Origin of the sequence: Roseomonas fluvialis, from assembly GCF_022846615.1 — a bacterium.
Classification (GTDB): Bacteria; Pseudomonadota; Alphaproteobacteria; order Acetobacterales; family Acetobacteraceae; genus Neoroseomonas; species Neoroseomonas fluvialis.
Genome location: NZ_AP025637.1, coordinates 2,043,021 through 2,058,252 on the forward strand (window position 1 = coordinate 2,043,021; position 15,232 = coordinate 2,058,252).

Genomic DNA, 15,232 nt, shown 5'->3' on the forward strand with positions numbered 1-15,232 from the left:
TCGCCTTAATACACTCTGACGGCGATGCCTGACACCGGCCTCCGCCCCGACGCGCCGCTGCCCGCCCTGGCTCCCGCCGGGGAGGTGGTGGTCATCGGGCTCGGCTATGTCGGCCGCCCGCTGGCGCTGGAAGCCGCGGCCGCCGGCTTCGCGGTCACGGGCTTCGACCTCTCGCCCGCCGCCGGCGCCGCGGCGGACGACGCTTTCCGCGCCACCGGCGGGCCCGGCACGCTGCGCACCACCGCCGACCCCGCTGGGCTGCCGCCCGCCACCACCTGGCTGGTCTGCGTGCCCACGCCGCTCGATGCGGCCGGCCGGCCGGACCTGTCGGCGGTGCGGGCGGCCTTCGCCACCTGCCGCGCGCGGATGCCGCGCGGCGCGCTCGCCTGCCTCGTCTCGACCTGTCAGCCCGGGGCGACCAATGGGCTGTGCCGTGCCGCACTCGAACAGGAGGGTTGGCGCGTCGGGCGCGATGTGTTCCTCGCCGTGTCTCCCGAACGCGAGAACCCCGGCGATGCGCGGGGCGGCCCGCGGCGCATCCCGCGCCTGCTGGGCGCGCCCGACGCGGCCTCGATGGCGCGCGCGCGCGCCTTCTGGGACCGCGTGACCGACGCGGTGGTGCCGGTCAGCAGCCCCGAGGTCGCCGAATGCGCCAAGCTGCTCGAGAACACCTATCGTCTGGTCAATGTCGCGCTGATCGACCAGCTGCACGCGGCCTTCGCTGCGCTCGGCGTTCCGACGCGCGAGGTGGTGTCGGCCGCCGCCACCAAGCCCTTCGGCTTCGCCCCCTTCTGGCCGGGGCTGGGCGCCGGTGGCCACTGCATCCCGGTCGACCCGGCCTACCTCCAGCAGGAAGCGCGCGCGGCCGGCGCCCCCTCCCGCCTGCTCGACCTGGCGCTGGCAGGCAACGAGGCGCGGCCGGGCCGCGTCGCCGCCGCGGTCGCCGAGGCCTTCGGCGGCAGCCTGGAAGGCCGGCGCATCGTCGTCGCGGGGGTCACCTACAAGCCCGACGTGGCGGATCTGCGCGGCGCCGCGCCGGTCGCGCTGCTGCAGGGCCTCGTCGCGGCCGGGGCGCAGGCGCTGTGGTGCGACCCGGTGCTGGGCGAGGCGCCGCCGATGCTCGACGACATCCCGCGCGTGGCCGACCCGGCCGACGCGCAGGCCGACGCACTGGTGCTCGGCACCCCGCACCGTGCCTTCGACCTGGCCGTGCTGGCGGGTGCGGCGCCGCTGGTCTTCGACCCCTTCGGCCTGATTCCGCCCGATGCCGCGGGGCGCGTGCGCGCGGTCTGAACCGCCTCAGCGCGACGCCATGCGTTGCGGCAGCACCACCTGGTCGCCCAGCGCATACAGCGTGCAATTCCCCGGCAGCCTTTCGCGTTGCGCCATGGTCCGGCAGGCCGCGAGGGCGCGCTGCGCCGCGTCCTCCGGCGATCGCGCGCTGGTCGCCACCGCCACGCGGCCCTGCGGGTGCAGCGCCATGGCCTTGGCTCCGGGCTGCGCCGCATAGCCCATCACCTCCGCCATCTCCGCCCGCCGGCGCGCGGCGATGCCCGGCACCAGGGCAGGGTCATAGGCGCCGGCGTGCTGGATGCGCGGCATGTCGCGCCGCCGGTCGGCCAGCCCCGGCGGCACCACCGTGTCGTTCACCGCGACCAGGATGCAGGGCGTGCCGAAGGTGAGCTGGCAGCGTTCCAGCATCACCTGCTCGGCATCCTCGGACGAGGAGAAGCCCTGCACGCGGAAGCTGGTCTGCCGGTCCGGGTTCACCGCCAGCGCGCGGTGAGGGCCCGGCGCGGCCAGGTAGCCCTCGGCCGTGCTGCGGGCATGGGCGGGCGACACATTGGGCACGCGCCGCGCGAGCTCGACGGCGGTCAGGCGCACCGCGGCCGCCGCCGGCTGCGCCACCGCGGGCGCGGCCGGGGCCGGCACCGGTGCGGCCGCCGCGACCGCCGCCGGCGGTGCCTCCATGGCCGACAGCCGCGCGCGGGCCAGCGGCGCGAAGGTGCCGGCTGGGAAGCGTTCCAGATAGGCGCGGTAATCCGCCGCGGTATTGCCGGCGCGCACGCTCTCCCAGAACAGGATTTCGGCGCGGTCGTCGCGTGGTGCGGCGGCGGCGGCCGGGGGCTGCGCCTGCGGCACCGTGATCGCGGCGGGGATGAAGTAGAAGGCCCCTTCCATCGCGGAGTGCTCCCAGGGCACCTGGCGCCCGCCGGTGGCTTCGCGCACCTCGCGCCGCACCTCGGCCATCATGGAGCGCAATTCCAGCCCCGGCGTGCCGATCTTGCGCAGCAGCGCGGCGGTGAAGGGGCTGTGGGTGCCGTTGCCGTCCTCGGCCACCTCGCCAGGCGCGGTGGCGAAGGCGATCAGCGTGCCGACCGCCGCGCGCACCGGCGACAGGCCCGGCGCCGTGGCGATGCCCCGCGTGGCCGACGCAAGGCGCAGCCTGAACGGATTGTCGCGACAGCCGTCCAGCAGCACGATGGACACCCGCGCGGATTCCAGTTGCGCCAGCACGCTGTCGAGATCCAGCGCCTCGAAGCGCAGGTCGCGATCGTTGCGGACATCGGTCGTCACCGGCAGCAGCCAGTTGCGACCGCCGAATTCCAGCGCGTGGCCGGCGTAGAAGAACAGGGCTGCCTCGGCGCCCACCGCCCGCTGGCCCAGCCGGCGCACCGCCTGCTCCATGGCGTTGCGGTCAGGGTCCAGCACCAGGTCGGTGTCGAAGCCCAGCCGGCGCAGCGTCTCGGCCAGGGCGCGTGCGTCGTTGGCCGGGTTCGCCAGCGGCGGAATGGCCCGATAGGCACCCACCCCCATCACCAGTGCCACGCGCGCACCCGGCTGCGCGGCTGCCGGCAGGGCCGGCAACAACAGCGCGAAGGCGACAATGAGCGTGCGGAGGCCCCGGATCATGCCAAGTGGAACATAACACGAAGCCGCGAGGCCGCGCAGCATCGCGCGCAAGGGCCTGTGAAGTACTTCGCTGCGGCGCCGGGCTGCCGCCTTCGGGCGCGTGCCGCGGGCTGGCAGCCACGCGCGGCGACGCCCCGGCGCCGGGCTGCCCGGCGCGCGTTCAGCCTGCCGCGCTGCGCAGCGCCGCGACCAGCGCCAGCAGCGCAGGGGCCAGGTCGTCGCGGCCCGGCGGGGCGATCGCGGGCAACACCAGCGCGGCCTCCTGCAGCAACGCGCTGCGCCGCGCCGCGCGCGCTGGCACCGCGACATCGATCGCGCGGAGCATGTCGTGGTGCGCCGCCGCGTCGCGGTCATCCTCCAGCATCCAGCCCACCAGCGGGCCGGCGAAGCCCGTTGCGCGCAGCGGGCCGACCCAGTCCGCGCCGTCATGCGCCCGCAGCAGGCGCACCACCAGGTCCAGGCTGGCGGCGTCGGCCGGCGGACGCGCCGCGATGGCGGCCGCGATATCCTGCGATGCCAGCGCCGCCAGGGCCGTGGCAGTACCCTCGGCGGGCAACGTCTCGGCGGCGCGCGGATCAAGCACCAGCAGCCGCACCGGGGCCTGCGCCAGCGCCGCGCGCAGGCCCGCGCGGATCGCCGCGTCGCGCGCGGGCGGCGGTGCCGGCGCGGCGAAGCGGTCGCGGACCGCGACCTGCTCCGCCGCCACCCACGCCCGCCCGGCACTGCGCTGCGCCGCGTGCAGCCGGTAGAACACCACCGGCCAGGCCACCGAGGCGATGCGCGGCCCGGCCGCCGCCGCGCGCAGCCACAATTCATAATCGAACACCGCGCCGAGCGACGTATCGAGCCCCGCCCCGATCCGCTCCCAGAAGCGGCGCGCGACCAGTGCCTCGGGCTGCAGGAAGAAGTCGCCCTGCGCCCAGCGGCCGAACACGTCGGCCAGGCCCGCGGTCGTGAAACCCTGCGGCCCGCCCACCAGGGCGCGATGCACGCCGAGGACGCGCCGGGCGCGATGCGCCAGCGTGAAGCCGTGCACGATGTCGGTGCCAGGCGCGTCGCGGAATGCCGCGCCCAGATGGTGCAGCGCACCGGGTGCCAGCACGTCGTCGGCGTTGATCCAGCCCAGCAGGTCGGCCTCGCTGCCGGCCAGGCCCTTCAGGATCGCCTCCGCCGGGCCGCTGTCCGGGCCCACGATCACGTCGTGCAGCAGGTGGCGGTGGCGCGCCAGCAGCGCCGCGGTGCCGTCGGTCGAACAGGCGTCGACCACCACATGCTCGACCGCCGGATACCCCTGCGCGGCGACCGACAGGATCGTCTCCTCGAGCCACGGCCCCGGGTTGAAGCAGGGCGTCACCAGCCGGATGCGCGGCCAGTCCTGGCCCGGCGGCGGCGGCGCGGGCGGCCCTGCGTGAGGCCAGGTCCATTCGCCGAAGCGCGGCCAGGCGGCGCCGGCCATGCGCTCGGCGCCGCAGGCCGGCAGCGCGCTGACCAGCGCCTCGGCCCGCGGCGCATCCCCCGCCGCCAGCGCGGCCATGCCGGCGTTGAACAGCGCCGCCGGGTCGTCAGGGGCGGCCAGCAGCGCGGCCTCGAAGGCGATGCCGGCCTCGGTGCCGCGCCCGGTGGCGAGCAGCGCGAGCCCCTCGGCCATCGGGTCCGCCCCCGCGAAGCCCATCACGCGCCCGGCGTGGCGCGCCCCACCGGCCGCCAGCGCCGCCAGGCCGAGAGCGCGCACCACGCCGTCCTGCCCGGCATCGCCGGCCAGGCGCACCAGTTCCGCCAGATCGGCCGCCGGCAGCGCCCCGGCCGCGGAGATCGCGGCCTCGGCGAGGTCCGCCAGCAGCGGATCGTCCGGCGCCTCGTTCAGGCTGCGCCGATAGGTCGGCAGGCCCGCGGCCAGCAGCGCGCGCAGCATCACCGGGCGGGGGCTGGCGCGCCACACCGCGCGCAGCAGCGTGCAGGCCTCGGCCGGCGCCCCGTAGCGCGACAACGTATCCCCGAGCATGCCGATGCGGTCGGCCAGCACGGCGTCCGTGCCTGCCGCGGCCAGCAGCGGCGCGGCGGTGGCCACGGCGGTGGCCGGCGCGCCGCGCTGCGCCTGCAGCACGGCCATGCCGATGCGCAGCGCGGCATCCTGTGGGGCGGCGTCGATGGCGGCGCGCGCCAGTGCCAGGGCATCCGCCACATCGCCAGCCGACAGCGCCGCAGCGGCGAGGCGCGCGGCCGGCGGCAGCGCCGGGTCGGTCGCGTCCAGCCGCGCCAGCGCCCCCGGCGGCAGCGGCGCCATGGCGCGCTATTCCGCGGCGCGCATCGCGGGCGCGGGCAGCACGGCCGCCAGCGAGGTCCGCACCACGATCGCCCCGGGCCCCGGCGCGGCCAGCGCCGCCGCCAGCGACGGCATGTCCGCCGTGCCGTCGATGCGCGTCACCGGCACGCCGAAGCAGCCGCACCAGGCGGCGAAATCCGGGTTCTCGAGCGTTGTGCCGCTCACCCGCCCCGGATGTGCGCGTTCCTGGTGGATGCGGATCGACGCATAGGACCCGTTATCCGACAGGATCATCTTGAGCGGCACGCCACGCGCGACCGCCACGGCGAATTCGCCGCCGGTCATCAACGCCCCGCCATCGCCGACCGCCGCGATCACCTGCCGGCCGGGATACCGCAGCGCGGCCGCGACACCGGCCGGCACGCCGAAGCCCATCGCCCCGGAAACCGGGGCCAGCAGCCGCTGCGGCGGCGTCCAGGCGACCTTGCGGTAGAAGGGCGCGCCGAAGGTGCCGGCATCGAGCGTCACGATCGCGTCCGGCGTCGCCAGTTCCCCGATGCGCCGCGCGACCTCCGCGAAGGCGACGCCGTCGGCGTGCTGCGCCGGGCGGATGCCGCAATCCGCCACATGGATCGCGCGCAGGCGTGCGTTCCAGGCGTCGCGCGCCGGCGGCGCGGCGGGCGATTCGGCGCCGAGTGCCGCCAGCACCGCCGGCGCGTCGGCGGCCAGCGCCACTTCGGCCGGGAACTGCCAGCCGAGGAAGCGCGGCTCCGCGCACACATGCACGAGGCGCTGCCCCGCCGCCGGCCAGGTCCAGCCCTGCGTCGTGATGTCGGTCAGCCGCGTGCCCAGCGCCACCACCAGGTCGGCCTGCGCGAAGGCCTCGCGCTGCGCATCCGGGTTGCGCAGGCCGAGGTCGCCCGCATAGAGCGCGTGGTGGTTCGCGAACAAATCCTGGCGCCGGAAGGACACCGCGACGGGAACGCGCCACGCCTCCGCGAAAGCCTGCAGCGCCTCGCGCGCGCCGGGCCGGTCGAAGGCATGGCCGGCGAGCACGATCGGCCGCTCAGCGCCGCGCAGCAGGGACGCAAGGCGCGCCACGTCGGCGGCCGCGGGCAGGGCAGGGGCCACCAGCGTGGCCGGCACCTCGGCCGCGGCGCAGGGCTCGGCCAGGATGTCCTCGGGCAACGAGAGAACAACCGGCCCCGGCACGCCCTGCATCGCCATGGCATAGGCGCGGGCAATGAGTTCCGGCACCTGGTCGGCCGCCGTCGCCTCGCCCACCCATTTCGCGATGCCACCGAACATCCGCGCGTAGTCGATCTCCTGGAAGGCATTGCGGCGCAGGTCGCGCTTTTCCACCTGGCCGACCAGCAGGATCAGCGGCGTCGCATCCTGCTCCGCCGTATGCACGGCGATCGACGCGTTGCAGGCGCCGGGGCCCCGCGAGACCAGCACCACCCCCGGCCGCCCGGTCAACTTGGCATCCGCCACCGCCATGAACCCGGCACCCCCCTCGCTGCGGCAGGTCACCAGGTCGATGGCCGGATGCGCGTGCAGCGCATCGAGCAGCGCGATGTAGGATTCGCCGGGCACGCAGAAGGCACGGTCGATGCCCTGTGCAGCCAGGAAGTCGATCAGTCGTTGCGCGGCGGTGGTCATGCGGCGGCGTTTCCCTTGGGCTGTCATCCGGATAGCGCGGCGCGGCCGCTTGATCCATGCCGGGGGTGGCGGCGGCGGCGGTTCGCGCTAAAACGACACGTCCAAGACGGCACGTCCGGCCATACCGGGCGGCCCGCAAGCCATCGCCAGGGAGAATTTTCCATGATGCCGACACGCCGCACGACCCTCGGACTCGCCGTGGCAGGGCTCGCCGCGCCCGCCCTCGTGCAGGCGCAGGGGTCCGCCTGGCGGCCCTCCCGCCCGCTGCGCCTGATCGTGCCCTTCGCGCCGGGCGGGTCGAACGACATCGTCGGACGCATCATCGCCGAGCCCGCCGGGCAGATCCTTGGCCAGGCCATCGTCATCGAGAACCGCGCCGGCGCCGGCAGCGTGATCGGCAGCGAGGCCGCCGCGCGTGCGCCGGCCGACGGCTACACGCTGCTGATCAACAGCGCGCATGCCGCGGTGCCCGCCGTGGTCGCGCGCATGCCCTACAACGCGGTGACCGACTTCGAGGGCGTGGCGGTGGCCGGCTTCTCGCCCCACACGCTGGTGGTCACCCCGCGCTTCGAGGCCCGCACGGCGGCCGAGATGGTGTCCCTGGTGCGCGCCAATCCCGGGCGCTTCAACCTGGCCACCGCGGGCATCGGCAGCAGCGTGCACATCGCCGGGCTGGTGCTGACCAACCGGATGAACCTGCAGACCGAACCGGTGCACTATCGTGGCGGCGGGCCGGCCGTGGCGGCGCTGGTCGCGGGCGAATCGCAGATCGGCACGCCCACCATGGCGTCCTCGCTCGGGCAGATCCGCGGCGGCGGCGTGCGTGCGCTCGCGGTGTTGGCCGAACAGCGCAGCCCCGCTTTGCCGGACGTGCCCAGCGCGACCGAGGCCGGCATCCCGGGCGTGGTGCTCGAGGAGTTCTTCCCCATCACCGCGCCCAAGGGCACGCCGCCCGAGATCATCGCCGCGCTGGGGGCCGCCTTCCGCCAGGCGATCCAGCAGAGTTCGGCGCGCCTGACGGAACTCGCCGGCGTGGCCCCGCGCGAGGGCTTCGACACCAACGCCAAGGTGATGACCCTCGTGCGCGAGGGCGTCGAGGACTACACGCGCATCCTGCGCGCCGCCGGCGTCCAGCCGGAGTGAGGCGGCGGGCGGGGCGCGCAGCCCCGCCGCGGACCGCCCGGGCAGTCGCCGGGCGATCTACGCGCGCACGTCCGGTGCGCTTCACCCGCGCACCTCCGGTGCGTTTCACCCGCGCACCTCCGGTGCGACGCCTTGCAACAAGGCCGGCCGACAGACGCCGCGCCATCTGGGGAGACCAAGCCATGACCACCCGCCGCGCTGTCCTTGCCATGGGCCTCGCCACGCCGGCCATCGTCCGCGCCCAGGCCGCCTGGCGGCCCACGCGCGCGGTCCGGCTGATCGTGCCCGCGGCCCCCGGCGGGTCGAACGACATCGTGGGGCGCATCATCGCGGAATCCGCCGGGCAGATCCTCGGCCAGCCCATCATCATCGACAACCGCGCGGGCGCCGGCAGCGTGATCGGCTCCGAGGCCGCGGCGCGTTCGGCCCCGGATGGCTACACGCTGCTCATCAACAGTTCGCTCGCGACCGTGCCGGCGATGGTCTCGCGCATGCCCTACAATACGCTGACCGATTTCGAGGGCGTGGCGGTGGCCGGCTTCTCGCCGCACCTGCTCGTGGTGAACCCGCGCGTCGAGGCCCGCACCGCGCAGGAATTCGTCGCCCTGCTGCGCGCCAGCCCCGGGCGCTTCAACTACGCCTCGGCGGGTCTGGGCAGCGGCCCGCATATCGGCGGCCTGCTGTTCATGAGCCGCATGAACGTCGAGGCCGAGACGGTGCACTACCGCGGCGGCGGCCCCGGCATTGCGGCGATGGTCTCGGGCGAGGCACATTTCGGCACACCCACCATGGCGTCCGCCATCGGCCAGGTGCGCGGCGGGGCGCTGCGTGCGCTCGCGGTGCTGTCCGACCAGCGCAGCCCCGCGCTGCCCGACGTGCCCAACGCCACCGAAGCCGGCATCCCGGGCGTGGTGCACGAGGAGTTCTTCCCCATCGTGGCCCCGAAGGGCACGCCGCCCGAGGCCGTGGCCGCAATGGGCACGGCCTTCCGGCAGGCGATCCAGCAGAGCGCCGCGCGGCTGAACGAACTGACCGGCGTGGCCCCGCGCGCGGGCTTCGAGACCAACGCGCAGGTCATGGCGCTGGTGCGCGACGGCATCGATTCCTACACGCGCATCCTGCGCGCCGCGGGCGTGCAGCCGGAGTAGCGGCGGATGGTCGCGCGGGGGAGGGCTTTGCCCTCCCCGGACCCCACCCACCAAGGGGCAACGGCCCCTTGGATCGCGATCAAATCGGAAAAATTGGGGAGGGGCAGGGCGCGCGTTTCGCGACGGAGGCCCTGACGATGCCCCTCCCTAATTCCCCGGATCAAGTCGAGGGTTCCAAGGGCCTTTAGGCCTTTGGTGGGGGAGGTCCGGAGGGGGCAAAGCCCCCTCCGCGCCGCCAGGCCTCACAAACCTGGTCGGCGGCCGTGCCGGCGGTGTCGGGGCTGGCGTGGACGCTGGCTGGCTGCACGGGCGCCACGGCCGTGCCATGCTGTACTCACCAAGGCCGGCCGCCAGATGCCGCGCCACAGGGAGAACGACCGCCATGACCGCACGCCGCGCCGCCCTGGCGCTTGCCCTCGCGACCCCCGCAATCGCCCGCGCGCAGGGCGCCTGGCGCCCCGACCGCCCGGTCCGCGTGGTGGTGCCCTTCGCCCCGGGCGGGGCCACCGACGTGGTGGCGCGCGCATTGGCCGAGACGGTCGGCGCGCAGCTCGGCCAGACCATCGTGATCGAGAACCGCGCCGGCGGCGCCGCCGGGCTGATCGGCTCCGAGGCGGTGGCGAAATCCGCCCCTGACGGCCACACCGTGCTGCTGCACTCCAACGCCCATGTCATCGCGCCGAGCCTGGTCTCCCGTATGCCTTTCGACGTGCTGGGGGATTTCGCGTCGGTGGCGCATCTGGGCCGCGTGCCGCAGGTGCTGGTGGTGAACAACCGCCTGCCGATCACCGACATGGCGTCGCTTCTGGCCTGGCTGCGCGCCAATTCGGGCAAGGTCGACTTCGCCTCGGCCGGTATCGGCAGCGGCAACCACCTCGCCTCCGAGATCTTCCGCGCCGCGGTGCCCGACGTCCAGATGGAGATGGTGCAGTTCCGCGGCGGCGGGCCGGCCATGGCGGCCGTGATCGCGGGCAACGCGCATATGTGCATCGACCCGCTGGCCTCGGCGATCGGCCATATCCGCGGCGGGTCGGTGCGTGCCATCGCGGTGGCGGGGCCGACACGCGCGGCGGTGCTGCCCGACGTGCCCTCGGCCAGCGAATCCGGCCTGGCGGCCTGGAATGCCGAGGCCTGGTTCGGCGCCTTCGTGCCGGTCCGTACGCCGGCCTCCGCGCAGGCCACGCTGAACGCTGCCTTCAACGCCGGCATGCAGCGCCTCGCGCCGCGCCTCAGCGAGATGGGCGTCGAGGTGCAGCCGCAATACGCCAGCCAGGCCGCCTTCGACGCCTTCGTGCGGGCCGATCTGCCGCGCGTGGCGGCGGTGCTGCGCCGCGCGGGCGTGCAGCCGGAATGACCGCGCGACCGGGGCCATCCGCGTGATGCCGTGGCCGCCCCGGCGTGTAGGCGCGGCCGGGCCGCGCCGGACGCCCGCCGCGCGGGTCCTGCGGAAGCGCGACCCTCAGCCAACGACTGCCACACCACAGGGAGAAACCGCGCCATGATGCATCGTCGCAGCCTGATCGCCGCCGCCGCGGCCGCACCGCTCGTCGCACCCGCGCTGGCCCAGTCGCCCTGGCCCAACCGCCCGGTGCGCGTGATCGTGGGCTTCCCGCCCGGTGGGTCGCTCGACGTCATGACGCGCCTCGCCTGCGAATTGATGCAGCAGCGCCTCGGCCAGCCCTTCGTGGTCGAGACGCGCTCCGGTGCCTCGGGCAACATCGGCGCCGAGGCGATCGCGCGCGCCGCACCCGATGGCTACACCATCGGCACCGTCAGCATGCACAACCTGCTGATCAACCCGCTGCTGTTCCGCCAGCTGCCCTACAACCCGGACCGCGACTTCGCCTGGATCAGCGCCATGTGGGAGTTGCCGAATGTCGCCGTGGTGCCCGCGCAGCACGTGCCCGCGCGCACGCTGGCGGAGTTCGTCACCTGGGCCAAGGCACGCCCGCAGGGCGTCAGCTACGGATCCTCGGGCGTGGGCACCACCATCCACCTGTCGGGCGCATACCTGATGGCGCAGGCCGGCATCAGGGCCGAACACATCACCTTCCGCGGCGCGGCGCAGACCATCCCGGCCATGCTGGGCGGGGACATCCAGGTCGCAGTCGACAACCTGGCGTCCTACGTCTCGGTCATCCAGGAAGGGCGGATGCGCGCGCTGGCGGTCACCACCCCGCAGCGCTGGCCCGCACTGCCCGACGTGCCGACCTTCGCCGAAGCGGGCTTTGCCGGCCTGTCCTACGGCCCCTGGCACATGTGGGCCGGACCGGCCGGCATGCCGCGCGCCGTGGCAGACCGGCTGTCACAGGAAATCCGCACCGCCTTCGCCGACCCGGCGCTGCAACAGCGCGCCATCGGCATGGGCGCACGCCTGCTCGGCACCACACCCGAACAACTCGGCGAACGCCTGACGCGCGAAAAGCCGATCTGGGCGGAGATGGTGCGCATTTCCGGGGCGCAGCCGGAGTAGCAGGGGAGGGCTTTGCCCTCCCCCGGACCCCCAACCCACCAGGGGCTTAAGGCCCTTGGAACCCTCGACTTGATCGGGGGCATGAGGGAGGGGCATGGCGTGCCTGTCGCGTCGGCGTGGCCGACGATGCCCCTCCCTCATGCCCCCGATTGCAATCCCGCGGTCCAGGGGGCCGTAGCCCCCTGGTGGGGGAGGTCCGGAGGGGGCAAAGCCCCCTCCGCGTTACGACCCGCGCTGGAGCAGCGCCACCACCCCGCGCTGCCACGCCTCCCACGCCTGGTCGGCGGCCGTGCCCGCGGCGTCGGCTTCGCGGCTCGCCTGGTTCAGCCGGCGGCGCGCTTCCTGTTGTTCCGGGCCGGTGCGGTCTTCGGCGGCCTGGCGGGCGCGGGCCAGCGCCTGGTCTGCGGTGCGGTAGGTGCGTGCGCGCAGCCGTGCTTCGTCGAGCAGGCGGCGCAGGTCGCCCATCGCTTCGACCACGGCGGCAAGGTCGGCGCGCCCGGGCACCGCCTCCGGCGTGCGGGCCAGGATCTCCTGCAGGCGTTCCATGGTGCCGGGGCCGCCGGGCAGGCGGCGCAGGTTCTGCTCGATGTCGAATTGCTGCCAGCGCAGCAGCATCGGTTCGCCGAGCGAGGTGTCGTACAGCGGGATGTCCTGGCGGACGGTACGCTCGAAGGGCAGGCGCAGGGTCTGCGCGGACCCGTCCAGCACGACTTCGTGCCGCAGGCCGAAATCGCCTTCACTCACGATGGTGAAGCGAGGATCGGCGCCGGGGCGGCGGGGCACGTCGATCACCAGCGTGCCGCGCGCCCCGCGGGGGTCGATCGCGACAGCGGTTTCCTCGCGCCGCAGCACCTCGATCGCCACGAAGCCGCGGCGCAGCGCGATGCGCACCGGGCGTTCGGTGGTGGTCCCGGCCTGGCTGAACTGCACGTCGCGGTCGCGCGCGAAGGCCAGGATGCGCCCGTCGCCCGCGGGCATGGCGCGGATTTCGGCATCGCCCAGGAACACGCCTGCTTCCGGGCCCTCGGCTCCGTACACGGTGGCGAGTCCATCAGGCAGCGTGTGCTGGGATGCATTGCGGATGCGCACCGCCTGCAGCGGATAGCGCGCCGTCAGGTCCTGGATCCACCAGACGCGTTCGGCCGGCAGGCGGACATCGAGGAACGGGACGTTCGCCGTCTCGCCCGCGCGGATGGTGACGGGTTCCGCCAGCACGAAGGCGACGCGCCCGGCCGAGGCCTCGGCCGTGGCGGCCGTGGCGGGCGGCGCGGGCGCACCGCCGAGAGCCGCGCCAGGCGCATCCGGGGCGCGCGCGCGGGCGGCCATCTGTGGCGCCGGCGCGGCCATGACCATCGCCGGGGGCATGGCCGCCGGCGCCGGTGCGGGGATCGGCACGGGCCGCCCGCCGGTGTCCGGCGTGACCATCACCGCGCCCGCGACGCGCACCGGCATTTCGGGCCGTGCGACCGTGATCGGGTCGTAGATGCGCTGGCGGAAGGCGGCCGCCTCGCCCGAGACCAGCGCCAGGCGCACCGAATCCCAGTCGCTGCCGGACCCGTTCTCGACCACCGCCCAGCCCTGCAGCCGCGCGTTGGTGGGCGTGGCCGCAGGGGCCCCCATTGGCGGGACGAGCAGGCGGTAGGACGGCTTCCACAGCGGCGCGCCCGCCACATACAGCACCGCCACCTGCCGCGCCCGGTCGGCGCGCAGGCGGATTTCGATGCGGCGTTCGTCGTTGGACCGTGCGGCGGCCAGCGCCTCCGCCGCGCGGGCGACGCGCGCGGCCAGGCCGGTGTCGGTCAGTGTGACCTCGTCGCCCTCCCGCAGCACCACGGTGCGAAGGCCCGTGGGTGTGATCAGCGTGAGGCGCAGCCCGCCCGGCGTGCCCGCCACAGGCGGCACCTCGGCGGCATCGGCGATGCGCCCACGCGCGCCGCCGGCCTCGGCTTCCTGCCCGCGCAGGGCCGAGAGCAAGCGCACGCGGCTTTCGAAATCGTCGGGGCGCAGCGGCAGGCCGCGGAAGGCCTCGCCGGCCAGGTCCCGGGCGGGCAGGCGCAGGCCTTCGACGGTGCCGGCGGTATCCACCACGATCAGGCTGCGCAGCAGGTCGTCCACGTCGTCGGTCGGTGCGCGGAAGGTGACGGACCCATCCGCCGGCACCTCCCCCGCGCGTTCCACCTGCGCGAGGCCCGCGGAGGAGAGTGTCACGCTGCGCACCGGCAATTCGGTGGCGAGCGCGGTGGTCGCGCTCAGCAGAAAGGCGAGTGTCAGGCGGCGCATGGCGGTGTCCTTCTCCGGCGCGGAGCGTAGGCGCGCCCGCCCGGCGCGGTCCAGCGCTCGGGCGTGCGGCGCGTGAAGCGCTTCAGCCGAGCACGATGTCGCCCTGCGCCAGCAGCGCGCGGGCCTCGATGCGATCGGCGGGGATGAAGGGCAGGATCACGGCATCGCGCGCGCGCGGGTCGCGGATCGCATTCAGCAGCCCGTCGCGCGCGTTGAGCGGTTCGCCCGCGACGTAGAACTGCGTGACGAAGGGCGCACCGCCCGCGCGCGTGACCTGCACATGGATATGCGGCGTGCGGCCCGGATAGGGCGCGGGGCGCAGCGTGCGGAAGGCATAGGCGCCGCTGGCGTCCGTCAGCACGCGGCCATAGCCCTGGAAGTTGGCGTCGAAGCGCTGCGTGTCGGGCGCGCGCGGATGGCGATAGATGCCCTGCGCGTCGCATTGCCAGATCTCGACCAGCGCACCCGCCACGGCACTGCCTGCCGTGTCGGTCACGCGGCCGCGCAGATGCGCGACGGTGCCCATGGCCTGCGCAGCGGCGCCCTGCACGCGCACCAGGTCGGCATCGTTGTCGGCGGGGAAGGCCACGGGGTAGAAGGGGCCACGGGTCTGGCGCGGTGTCTCGACGCGCCCCTGCGCAAGGGCGGGCAGCGGCAGCAGCAGTGCGGCGCCGAGCAGCGGGCGGCGAAGGATGCGGAGCGTCATGCGCGCCATCCTGCCGCGGATGCGCGCGACGCGGTGTGACGAAGTGCGACGTGTCAGCGCAGCGCCGGGATCAGCGAGAGCACCAGCAGGACCGCCATGGCAATGTTGAAGCCGCGCAGCGCGCGATCCGTGCGCAGCAGGCGCGAGGCACCTGCACCCAGCAGCGCCCAGACCAACGTGCAGGGAAAGCCCACCAGCGCGAAGGCGCCGGCGATGGTCAGCGACTGGCGCAGCATGTCGCCATCCGGCGTGGTGAAGGTGGGAATGGCAGCTAGGGCGATCATCCACGCCTTCGGGTTCACCCACTGGAACAGCGCGGCGCCGACGAAGCCGAGCGGCGGCTTCGGTGGCCCTTCGCCCGGTGCGCCGGCGCGGGCGATCTTCCAGGCCAGCAACAGCAGCCATGCCGCCCCGCCCCATTTCAGCGCGGTGTGCAGCCAGGGCAGCGCGGCGAAGGGTGCGGCGAGGCCGAGCCCCACGATCAGCAGCATGGCGCCGAAGCCGATCGCGATGCCGCACATATGCGGCACGGTGGCGCGCACGCCGGCATTGGCGGCGCCGGCCGCGACCATCAGCACGTTCGGTCCCGGCGTGACCGACATGGCGATGGCGAAGCCGAGCAGGGCGAGGTGGTCCATGGGGCG

11 protein-coding genes are annotated in these 15,232 nt (G+C 74.7%); 5 read left to right on the plus strand and 6 right to left on the minus strand.

Features of this window, described 5'->3' with window-relative positions:
* Positions 1-24: 24 nt before the first annotated feature.
* Entirely contained in the window at positions 25-1,293 is a 1,269-nt protein-coding gene (locus MWM08_RS09940) for a nucleotide sugar dehydrogenase (protein WP_244459278.1), read from the plus strand.
* 6 nt (positions 1,294-1,299) lie between these two features.
* Here MWM08_RS09940 and MWM08_RS09945 read toward each other — a convergent pair whose 3' ends face one another.
* The 3 genes from MWM08_RS09945 to MWM08_RS09955 all read right to left on the minus strand — a co-directional run bounded on the left by MWM08_RS09945 (position 1,300) and on the right by MWM08_RS09955 (position 6,838).
* Positions 1,300-2,913, minus strand: a complete 1,614-nt coding sequence (locus tag MWM08_RS09945) for a caspase family protein (RefSeq protein ID WP_244459279.1) — start codon at positions 2,911-2,913, stop codon at positions 1,300-1,302.
* Positions 2,914-3,073: 160 nt separating this feature from the next.
* Entirely contained in the window at positions 3,074-5,197 is a 2,124-nt protein-coding gene (locus tag MWM08_RS09950; protein ID WP_244459280.1) for a glycosyltransferase, read from the minus strand.
* 6 nt (positions 5,198-5,203) lie between these two features.
* On the minus strand, positions 5,204-6,838 hold the full coding sequence (locus MWM08_RS09955) for a thiamine pyrophosphate-binding protein (RefSeq protein ID WP_244459281.1): 1,635 nt from the start codon (positions 6,836-6,838) through the stop codon (positions 5,204-5,206).
* A 162-nt stretch (positions 6,839-7,000) separates the two neighbouring features.
* On the opposite strand from MWM08_RS09955, the gene MWM08_RS09960 reads away from it, so the two are divergent.
* The 4 genes from MWM08_RS09960 (at position 7,001) to MWM08_RS09975 (ending at position 11,602) form a co-directional block, all read left to right on the plus strand.
* Positions 7,001-7,981, plus strand: a complete 981-nt coding sequence (locus MWM08_RS09960) for a Bug family tripartite tricarboxylate transporter substrate binding protein (protein ID WP_244459282.1) — start codon at positions 7,001-7,003, stop codon at positions 7,979-7,981.
* Between the two features lie 182 nt (positions 7,982-8,163).
* Complete coding sequence (locus tag MWM08_RS09965) at positions 8,164-9,129, plus strand: Bug family tripartite tricarboxylate transporter substrate binding protein (RefSeq protein ID WP_244459283.1); 966 nt, start codon at positions 8,164-8,166, stop codon at positions 9,127-9,129.
* A gap of 382 nt (positions 9,130-9,511) precedes the next feature.
* Positions 9,512-10,483, plus strand: a complete 972-nt coding sequence (locus tag MWM08_RS09970; protein WP_244459284.1) for a Bug family tripartite tricarboxylate transporter substrate binding protein — start codon at positions 9,512-9,514, stop codon at positions 10,481-10,483.
* Positions 10,484-10,627: 144 nt separating this feature from the next.
* The gene (locus MWM08_RS09975; protein ID WP_244459285.1) at positions 10,628-11,602 is read left to right on the plus strand and encodes a Bug family tripartite tricarboxylate transporter substrate binding protein; all 975 of its coding nucleotides are present in this window, start codon (positions 10,628-10,630) and stop codon (positions 11,600-11,602) included.
* 222 nt (positions 11,603-11,824) lie between these two features.
* Here the strand turns inward: MWM08_RS09975 and MWM08_RS09980 are convergent, their stop codons facing one another.
* From MWM08_RS09980 to MWM08_RS09990, 3 genes are all read right to left on the minus strand, one after another.
* Positions 11,825-13,882: a DUF4139 domain-containing protein gene (locus MWM08_RS09980; protein ID WP_244459286.1), complete on the minus strand. Its 2,058-nt coding sequence runs from the start codon at positions 13,880-13,882 to the stop codon at positions 11,825-11,827.
* 82 nt (positions 13,883-13,964) lie between these two features.
* A complete protein-coding gene (locus MWM08_RS09985; RefSeq protein WP_244459287.1) occupies positions 13,965-14,588 on the minus strand; it encodes a protocatechuate 3,4-dioxygenase in 624 nt (207 codons plus the stop codon).
* A gap of 53 nt (positions 14,589-14,641) precedes the next feature.
* On the minus strand, positions 14,642-15,226 hold the full coding sequence (locus MWM08_RS09990; protein WP_244459288.1) for a LysE family translocator: 585 nt from the start codon (positions 15,224-15,226) through the stop codon (positions 14,642-14,644).
* Positions 15,227-15,232 lie beyond the last annotated feature (6 nt).

Coding starts and splice junctions, on each gene's coding strand:
- MWM08_RS09940 (WP_244459278.1), top strand. CDS start 25: ATGCCTGACACCGGCCTCCGCCCCGACGCGCCGCTGCCCGCCCTGGCT.
- MWM08_RS09945 (WP_244459279.1), bottom strand. CDS start 2,913: ATGATCCGGGGCCTCCGCACGCTCATTGTCGCCTTCGCGCTGTTGTTG.
- MWM08_RS09950 (WP_244459280.1), bottom strand. CDS start 5,197: ATGGCGCCGCTGCCGCCGGGGGCGCTGGCGCGGCTGGACGCGACCGAC.
- MWM08_RS09955 (WP_244459281.1), bottom strand. CDS start 6,838: ATGACCACCGCCGCGCAACGACTGATCGACTTCCTGGCTGCACAGGGC.
- MWM08_RS09960 (WP_244459282.1), top strand. CDS start 7,001: ATGATGCCGACACGCCGCACGACCCTCGGACTCGCCGTGGCAGGGCTC.
- MWM08_RS09965 (WP_244459283.1), top strand. CDS start 8,164: ATGACCACCCGCCGCGCTGTCCTTGCCATGGGCCTCGCCACGCCGGCC.
- MWM08_RS09970 (WP_244459284.1), top strand. CDS start 9,512: ATGACCGCACGCCGCGCCGCCCTGGCGCTTGCCCTCGCGACCCCCGCA.
- MWM08_RS09975 (WP_244459285.1), top strand. CDS start 10,628: ATGATGCATCGTCGCAGCCTGATCGCCGCCGCCGCGGCCGCACCGCTC.
- MWM08_RS09980 (WP_244459286.1), bottom strand. CDS start 13,882: ATGCGCCGCCTGACACTCGCCTTTCTGCTGAGCGCGACCACCGCGCTC.
- MWM08_RS09985 (WP_244459287.1), bottom strand. CDS start 14,588: ATGACGCTCCGCATCCTTCGCCGCCCGCTGCTCGGCGCCGCACTGCTG.
- MWM08_RS09990 (WP_244459288.1), bottom strand. CDS start 15,226: ATGGACCACCTCGCCCTGCTCGGCTTCGCCATCGCCATGTCGGTCACG.